Source organism: Mycobacterium sp. GA-2829, from assembly GCF_001499965.1.
Taxonomy (GTDB): Bacteria; Actinomycetota; Actinomycetes; order Mycobacteriales; family Mycobacteriaceae; genus Mycobacterium.
The window spans coordinates 165,795-173,402 of record NZ_LQIT01000002.1 but is presented as its reverse complement, the minus strand read 5'-3'; the positions used below and the strand labels follow the sequence as shown (position 1 = coordinate 173,402).

Here is a 7,608-nt window from a genome sequence, read left to right as displayed (position 1 = left end):
TCGGGCGCATCACCGCGGGATCATCACCATCACCGGACCCGCCCACCAGCTCGTCGTCACCGACAGCCGAGGCCGGATCATGCGTGACGGGTCGCTGGCGCGGCCACCCACCCAAGCGCCCCCGAAGGTCGACCCCTATCCCGGGCCCAGCGGCGAACGCGCCGACTGGTGGTGGTACACACCCTTCGAACCCAAAGCACCACCCAGCAGCAACTAACCCGAGCCGGGCGCCGTCAACAGCCGTTGCCCCACGCCAGACTGGGCACTCTCCGTGAGCGCGACCAATCGCTTTGTCGCGTAGCGGGTTTCGCGCTGCCTGGGTCAGCTTGGCATCCGGCAGGTGCGTCCGAGCATGTCGAGCACGTCGCCGGTCTCCGCCGCGCGGGATGCTGCAACATGTCATCAGGCATCCTGGACATTTAGTCGGCGCTCGGTGCTTTGAGAACCCGTGAACAATCGACACATCTCGCTCGGATCGTCGAACGCGGCGGTAGGACGTCCACCAGAACACCGATGCCAAGAAGGTCGCCGACGGTTCTCGTCGTCGGCCAGACCGCGAACCATCAACCACAGGGCCGTGTGTCTTGCGGGCAGCAGTCGAGGACCAACTCCCCGACGTCGCTCTCGTCTTACGCGTCGAGTACGTCGGTCGAGTACTAGCGCCTACGAATCACTGTCAGCTCGTCTCGTCCTCCGACGGCTCCTCCAGCACCTGCTGAGCCAACGCCGTCGCAAGGGCGGAATTCAGCAGCAGTTCGCGCCGACGCGCCGGCCACCACGCCAGTTCGATCGCGAGCAGACCGAGATAGACACACGATGCGACGGTCTCGCGCACGGACCCGGTGACCGCGTCGACCACCGCGGTGCCGATCGCCACGACCAGCACCAGCACGATGACCCACCGGTACGGGTAGAGCCGTTCGGCGGCGGCACGCAGACCGGCGGCGTAGTCGACGACGCCGCGCGCCAGCCGCGGATCCTCGACCCTGTCGCCGCGCCGCGCGGCCCGCACCACGCGCACCCGTTCGGCGGTGGTGAAGTCGCGTGCGCCGGGCCAGTAGCGGTCCATCCGCCGCGTCGTCCAGACACCGAGGAAGCCGCCGGTCACCACGAAGACGATCGCCCCGACCACCGGGATACCGGAATCGAGCAACGCGAGCGCACCGAAGAAGAACCCCGACGTCGCGCCGATCAGCAACCCGCGTTGCAGCGGACCACCGCGCCACCCCGTGGCGGGAACCGTCATCACAGCGGCATTGTCACCCGCCGGACGGCCTCACGGACCTAGACGGTGAAACCGAGCGCCCGAAGCTGCTCGCGACCATCCTCGGTGATCTTGTCCGGCCCCCACGGCGGATTCCACACCCAGTTGATCTTGATCTCCTTGACCAGGCCCGCCCCGACGAGCGCCGTGCGGGACTGGTCCTCGATCACGTCGGTCAGCGGACACGCCGCCGAGGTCAGCGTCATGTCGATCAGCGCGACATCACCCGCGTCGCCCTTCTCCACGTCGAGTCCGTAGACCAGTCCGAGATCGACGACGTTGATACCGAGTTCGGGGTCGACGACGTCGCGCATCGCCTCCTCGATGTCGGCGAGCAGTTCCTCGTTCGGTGCGGTCATCTCTTCTCCTCCGAATCGTCCGACGCCTGGGCCACGGCATCCTTGAAAGCCATCCAGCCGAGCAGCGCGCACTTCACGCGTGCCGGGTACTTCGAGACGCCCGCGAACGCGACACCGTCGCCGATCACGTCCTCGTCCCCTTCTATGGTGCCGCGCGAGGAGACCATCTCGGTGAACGCCGCGACCGTCTTGAGCGCATCGCCGACGGACTCCCCGATCACCAGATCGGTCAGCACCGACGTCGACGCCTGACTGATCGAGCAGCCCTGTCCGTCGTAGGACACGTCCGCCACCGTCTCGCCGTCGTCGGTCAGCGCCACCCGCAACGTCACCTCGTCGCCACAGGTGGGGTTGACGTGACGCACCTCGGCGCCGAACGGCTCCCGCAGCCCGCGGTGGTGCGGATGCTTGTAGTGGTCCAGGATCACTTCCTGATAGATCTGCTCGAGTCGCATCCGCTCACCTACCGAAGAAGTCCACGGCGTGGCGGACACCCGCCACCAGTCGCTCCACCTCGTCGAGGGTGTTGTAGACCGCGAACGACGCCCGTGCGGTGGCGGTGATGCCGAACCGCTGGTGCAGCGGCCACGCGCAGTGGTGGCCGACGCGCACGGCGACCGCGTCGTCGTCGAGGACCTGGCCGACGTCGTGGGCGTGGATCCCGTCGACGACGAAACTCACCGGTGACCCGCGATCGGTCATCGAGAGCGGACCGACGATGCGGACACCGTCGATACCCGAGAGCCCTTCCAGCGCAGCGGCCACCAGCTCGGCCTCGTGCGCCTCGACCTCGGCCATGCCGATCGTCGACAGGTAGCGCGCGGCCGCGGCCAGCCCGACGACCTGTGAGGTCATCGGCGTGCCCGCTTCGAAACGCTGCGGTGCGGGCGCATACGTGGCGCCCGCCATGGTGACGGTCTCGATCATCGACCCGCCGGTGAGGAACGGCGGCATCTGCGCCAGCAGTTCACGCCTGGCGTAGAGCACGCCGATCCCGTTGGGCCCCAACATCTTGTGACCGGAGAACGCCGCGTAGTCCACACCGAGCGCGTGGAAGTCGATCGGCTGGTGCGGCACCGACTGGCAGGCGTCGAGCACGGTCAGCGCGCCGACCGCCTTGGCCCGGGCCACCAACTCGGCGACCGGCGCCACCGCGCCGGTGACGTTCGAATGATGACTGAAGGCAACGACTTTCACCCGCTCATCGAGCTGAAGCGAATCCAGGTCGATGCGGCCGTCGTCGGTCACCGAGTACCAGCGCAGCGTCGCCCCGGTACGGCGGGCGAGTTCCTGCCACGGGATCAGGTTGGCGTGATGCTCGAGTTCGGTGGTGACGATGACGTCACCGGGGCCCACCGAATACCCGTCGAACCGGTTGTCGCCCAGCACGTAGGCGACGAGGTTGAGCGCCTCGGTGGCGTTCTTGGTGAACACCAACTCGTCGGTGTCGGCGCCGACGAACGCGGCGATGTCGGCGCGACCGGCCTCGTAGGCGTCGGTCGCCTCCTCCATCAGCTGATGCGCACCGCGATGCACCGCGCCGTAGGACGTGGTGAGGAAATCGCGTTCGGCGTCGAGCACCTGCAGCGGACGCTGCGACGTGGCACCCGAATCCAGGTACGCCAGTTGCTGTCCACCGCGCATCACCCGCTTCAGGATCGGGAAGTCCGCACGGATTCTTGCCACGTCGAGCCGGTTTGCCGCGGTCGTCATGGCAGCCCCCTTACGCGCCGGTGGCCGCAGCCTGCTCACTGAACCGCACGTACCCGTTGGTCTCGAGCTCGTCGGCGAGTTCGGGGCCACCGGATTCGACGATCCGGCCACCGACGAACACGTGCACGAACTGCGGCCGGATGTAGCGCAGGATGCGGGTGTAGTGGGTGATCAGCAGGATGCCGCCGTTCTCGGTCTCGGCGTAGCGGTTGACGCCCTCGCTCACGATGCGCAGCGCGTCGACGTCGAGGCCGGAGTCGGTCTCGTCGAGGATCGCGATCTTCGGCTTGAGCAGCGACAGCTGCAGGATCTCGTGGCGCTTCTTCTCGCCGCCCGAGAACCCTTCGTTGACACTGCGTTCCGAGAACGCGGGGTCGATCTCGAGGTCGCTCATCGCGCCCTTGACCTCTTTGACCCAGTGCCGCAGCTTGGGCGCCTCACCGCGCACGGCGGTGGCGGCGGTGCGCAGGAAGTTCGACATCGAGACCCCGGGTACCTCGACCGGGTACTGCATCGCCAGGAACAGCCCGGCGCGGGCGCGCTCGTCTACACTCATCTCGAGGACGTCCTGCCCGTCGAGCGTGATCGAGCCCGACGTCACCGTGTACTTCGGGTGACCGGCCACCGCGTAGGACAGCGTCGACTTACCGGACCCGTTCGGGCCCATCAGTGCGTGGGTCTCCCCCGAGTTCACGGTGAGGTTGACGCCCTTGAGGATGGGCTTGGCCGCGTCTTCGCCTCCGACGGCTTCGCCGGCGGCGACGCTCACGTGCAGATCTTTGATTTCCAGCGTGGACATTACGAATTGTTTCCTTCGGTGAGGGCTAGCTCGCGTTCGATGGCGTCGGTCAGGCGTTCGCGGACCGCGGGCACCGCGATCTTGCCGATGATCTCGCCGAAGAAGCCGCGCACGATCAGTCGGCGCGCCTGGTCCTCGGGGATCCCGCGAGCCTGGAGGTAGAACATCTGCTCGTCGTCGAATCGGCCGGTGGCGCTGGCGTGTCCGGCGCCGACGATCTCGCCGGTCTCGATCTCGAGGTTGGGCACCGAGTCCGCGCGGGCGCCGTCGGTCAGCACCAGGTTGCGGTTCACCTCGAAGGTGTCGGTGCCGGTGGCCTCGGCGCGGATCAGCACGTCGCCCACCCACACGGCGTGCGCGTCGGGCTTGTTCGAATCCGGATCCCCTTGCAGCGCACCCTTGTACAACACATCGGATTTGCAGTTGGGGTGGGCGTGGTCGACCAGCAGCCGCGATTCGAGGTGCTGACCGTCGTCGGCGAAGTAGGTGCCGAGCATCTTCGCGTCACCACCTGGCGCGGCGAACCGCACGTTCGCCGTCGTGCGCACGACGTCACCGCCGAGCATCACGTTGACGTGACCGAGGGTCGCATCCTTGCCGAGGCGGGCGTGGTGGGCGCTGACGTGGACCATGTCGTCGGCCCAGTCGGCGATCCAGATGACGCCGAGGCCGGCCGAATCGCCGACGATGATCTCGACGTTGTCGGCGTAGGTGCCGCTGCCGCGCAGGTCCACCACGACGATCGCGCGCGACAGTTCCTCGACGCGGATCTGCAGATGCCCGTAGGCGGTTTCGCCCTCGCCGGGTCCGTCGACGGTGATCTCGATCGGTTCGGCGACCTCGGTGTCCCGGCCGACGGTGACGATTGTCGCCGACTCGAACGACGAGAAAGCCTGCGCGGCAACACGATCAGCGGGGGCGCCGGCCTGGCCGAGGCGCTGGTCGCCGCGCGCCACGGTGTCGACCGTCACGCCGGGGCGTTCGGTGACGCGGATCTCGGCGCGGCCGGTGGGCTGCGCCGAGCCGTCGTGCAGGCCGCGCAGACGCCGCAGCGGGGTGAACCGCCAGATCTCGTCGCGGCCGCCGGGCACCTCGAACGCGTTGACGTCGAACGAGGTGAACACCTCACCCTTGTTGAGCGCCGAGCCTGCGGGCGTGCCTTCCACCGCTGTCTGCAAAGGGGAACTCACTTAGCCCACAGCTCCTTCCATCTGCAGTTCGATCAGCCGGTTGAGCTCGAGTGCGTACTCCATCGGGAGTTCCTTGGCGATCGGCTCGACGAAGCCGCGCACGACCATCGCCATCGCCTCGTCCTCGGTCAGGCCGCGGCTCATCAGGTAGAACAACTGGTCCTCGCTGACCTTCGACACGGTGGCCTCGTGACCCATCGTGACGTCGTCCTCGCGGATGTCGACGTACGGGTAGGTGTCGGAGCGGCTGATCGTGTCGACAAGCAGCGCATCGCATTTCACGCTCGAGCGCGAACCGTGCGCACCCTTGTTGACCTGGACCAGGCCGCGGTAGGAGGCGCGGCCACCGCCGCGGGCCACCGACTTGGACACGATGTTGCTCGAGGTGCGCGGCGCCAGGTGCAGCATCTTGGCGCCGGTGTCCTGGTGCTGACCCTCCCCCGCGAACGCGACCGAGAGCACCTCGCCCTTGGCGTGCTCACCGGTCATCCAGACCGCCGGGTACTTCATCGTGACCTTGGACCCGATGTTGCCGTCGATCCACTCCATGGTGGCGCCCGCCTCGGCCCGCGCACGCTTGGTGACCAGGTTGTAGACGTTGTTCGACCAGTTCTGGATGGTCGTGTACCGGCAGCGGCCGCCGGGCTTGACGATGATCTCCACGACGGCGCTGTGCAGCGAATCGCTCTTGTAGATCGGCGCGGTACAGCCCTCGACGTAGTGCACGTAGGCGTCCTCGTCGACGATGATCAGCGTCCGCTCGAACTGGCCCATGTTCTCGGTGTTGATCCGGAAGTACGCCTGCAGCGGGATGTCGACGTGCACACCCTTGGGGACGTAGATGAATGAACCGCCGGACCACACCGCGGTGTTGAGCGCGGAGAACTTGTTGTCGCCGGCCGGGATCACGGTGCCGAAGTACTGCTTGAACAGCTCCGGATGCTCCTTGAGCGCGGTGTCGGTGTCGAGGAAGATGACGCCCTGCTTCTCCAGATCCTCACGGATGGAGTGGTAGACGACCTCGGACTCGTACTGCGCGGCGACACCCGAGACCAGGCGCTGCTTCTCCGCCTCCGGGATACCGAGCTTGTCGTAGGTGTTGCGGATGTCCTCGGGCAGGTCATCCCATGTGGCGGCCTGCTTCTCGCTGGACCGCACGAAGTACTTGATGTTCTCGAAGTCGATGCCGTCGAGGTTGGAGCCCCAGTTCGGCATCGGCTTCTTGTCGAAGGTGCGCAGGGCGCGCAGGCGGATGTCGAGCATCCACTCGGGCTCGCTCTTCTTGGCCGAGATGTCGCGCACGACGGCTTCGGAGAGCCCTCGCTGCGCGCTGGCGCCCGCGACGTCGGAGTCGGCCCAGCCGTAGCCGTAACGGCCCAGCGAGGCGATGGCCTCCTCCTGCGACAGCGGCTCGCCGATGGTGTGTTCGGGCGTGACGCTCGTCGTGTCCGGGGTGGCGGTCATGTCGACGCTCCTTGATCGGTCGTGACGGATCCGGCGCGGGCTGTGCGCCGGAGGGGTGCTGCGTTGTCGGGCAGCAGTGGTACGTGGGTGGTGCAGGCACAATCGCCGTTGACGATCGTGGCCAGCCGCTGTACGTGCGTTCCGAGGATCTCGGAGAACGCTTCGCGCTCGGCCTCGCACAGCTCCGGGAACTCCTCGGCGACGTGCGACACCGGGCAGTGGTGCTGGCAGATCTGCACACCGTCGATCGGGCCGCTGACCCGCGCGGTGGTGGTCGCGTATCCGGCCTGGGTGAGCGCGTCGGCCACCCGGTCGGCAGTCGATTCAACACCATCACCCCCCTCGGTTACTCCCGAGAGGATGGTGTCGATGCGCCGGCGGGCGAACGTGCGCACCGCATCGTCGCCGCCGATCTCGCGCAGCTGGCGGATCGCGGCCACCGCGAGGTCGTCGTAGGTGTGGCCGAGTTTCGCGCGGCCGGCCGCGGTGAGCCGGTAGCGCTTGGCCGGACGGCCCCGCCCGGTGTGCTGCCACGCCGCCGCCGGTGCGGCCTGCGCGTCGCCCGCCTCGATCAGCGCGTCGAGGTGCCTGCGCACGCCCGCCGCCGAGATCCCGAGGCGTTCGCCGATCGCCGATGCGGTGACCGGACCCTGCAGCAACAGTTGGATGATCGCGGTGCGGGTATGCCCGTCCGAGACGTGCGCAGCAGACACGCCGACAGCCTCGGTAGGGATTTTCACAACACCATTGTGACGGAATTCGGAGACCGGTTCCACCAAGGTCACCCTTAGTCGGAGCGTGACTTTGCACATAGCCGCG

General features: G+C 67.5%; 8 protein-coding genes and 1 pseudogene. 1 reads left to right on the top strand and 8 read right to left on the bottom strand.

Going from position 1 to position 7,608, the window contains the following annotated elements; all coding sequences use genetic code 11:
- Positions 1-217, top strand: a pseudogene (locus tag AU194_RS32115) (HNH endonuclease); the annotation flags it as partial.
- Positions 218-676: 459 nt separating this feature from the next.
- Here the strand turns inward: AU194_RS32115 and AU194_RS02695 are convergent.
- From AU194_RS02695 to AU194_RS02660, 8 genes are read right to left on the bottom strand one after another with little or no spacing between them, the layout of a single operon-like run.
- Positions 677-1,246 (bottom strand): hypothetical protein, encoded by a 570-nt coding sequence (locus AU194_RS02695; protein WP_369804015.1) that lies wholly within the window; start codon positions 1,244-1,246, stop codon positions 677-679.
- 38 nt (positions 1,247-1,284) lie between these two features.
- Positions 1,285-1,623 carry a metal-sulfur cluster assembly factor gene (locus AU194_RS02690; RefSeq protein WP_059087670.1) on the bottom strand — a complete coding sequence of 113 codons (339 nt, stop codon included), beginning with the start codon at positions 1,621-1,623 and terminating at the stop codon, positions 1,285-1,287.
- Positions 1,620-2,078: a Fe-S cluster assembly sulfur transfer protein SufU gene (sufU, locus tag AU194_RS02685; RefSeq protein ID WP_059087669.1), complete on the bottom strand. Its 459-nt coding sequence runs from the start codon at positions 2,076-2,078 to the stop codon at positions 1,620-1,622. Before sufU ends, AU194_RS02690 begins: the two co-directional genes overlap by 4 nt.
- A 4-nt stretch (positions 2,079-2,082) precedes the next feature.
- Positions 2,083-3,336, bottom strand: coding sequence for a cysteine desulfurase (locus AU194_RS02680; RefSeq protein ID WP_059087668.1), 1,254 nt, complete (start codon positions 3,334-3,336; stop codon positions 2,083-2,085).
- Positions 3,337-3,346: 10 nt separating this feature from the next.
- Positions 3,347-4,135 carry a Fe-S cluster assembly ATPase SufC gene (gene sufC / locus AU194_RS02675; protein WP_059087667.1) on the bottom strand — a complete coding sequence of 263 codons (789 nt, stop codon included), beginning with the start codon at positions 4,133-4,135 and terminating at the stop codon, positions 3,347-3,349.
- On the bottom strand, positions 4,135-5,325 hold the full coding sequence (gene sufD, locus AU194_RS02670; RefSeq protein ID WP_059087666.1) for a Fe-S cluster assembly protein SufD: 1,191 nt from the start codon (positions 5,323-5,325) through the stop codon (positions 4,135-4,137). The genes sufC and sufD overlap by 1 nt, the downstream gene beginning before the upstream one ends.
- Positions 5,326-6,789, bottom strand: a complete 1,464-nt coding sequence (gene sufB, locus AU194_RS02665; protein ID WP_059087665.1) for a Fe-S cluster assembly protein SufB — start codon at positions 6,787-6,789, stop codon at positions 5,326-5,328.
- Entirely contained in the window at positions 6,786-7,601 is an 816-nt protein-coding gene (locus AU194_RS02660; RefSeq protein ID WP_197417491.1) for a metalloregulator ArsR/SmtB family transcription factor, read from the bottom strand. The genes sufB and AU194_RS02660 overlap by 4 nt, the downstream gene beginning before the upstream one ends.
- Positions 7,602-7,608: the final 7 nt, after the last annotated feature.

Coding starts and splice junctions, on each gene's coding strand:
- AU194_RS02695 (WP_369804015.1), bottom strand. CDS start 1,246: ATGACGGTTCCCGCCACGGGGTGGCGCGGTGGTCCGCTGCAACGCGGG.
- AU194_RS02690 (WP_059087670.1), bottom strand. CDS start 1,623: ATGACCGCACCGAACGAGGAACTGCTCGCCGACATCGAGGAGGCGATG.
- sufU (WP_059087669.1), bottom strand. CDS start 2,078: ATGCGACTCGAGCAGATCTATCAGGAAGTGATCCTGGACCACTACAAG.
- AU194_RS02680 (WP_059087668.1), bottom strand. CDS start 3,336: ATGACGACCGCGGCAAACCGGCTCGACGTGGCAAGAATCCGTGCGGAC.
- sufC (WP_059087667.1), bottom strand. CDS start 4,135: ATGTCCACGCTGGAAATCAAAGATCTGCACGTGAGCGTCGCCGCCGGC.
- sufB (WP_059087665.1), bottom strand. CDS start 6,789: ATGACCGCCACCCCGGACACGACGAGCGTCACGCCCGAACACACCATC.
- AU194_RS02660 (WP_197417491.1), bottom strand. CDS start 7,601: ATGTGCAAAGTCACGCTCCGACTAAGGGTGACCTTGGTGGAACCGGTC.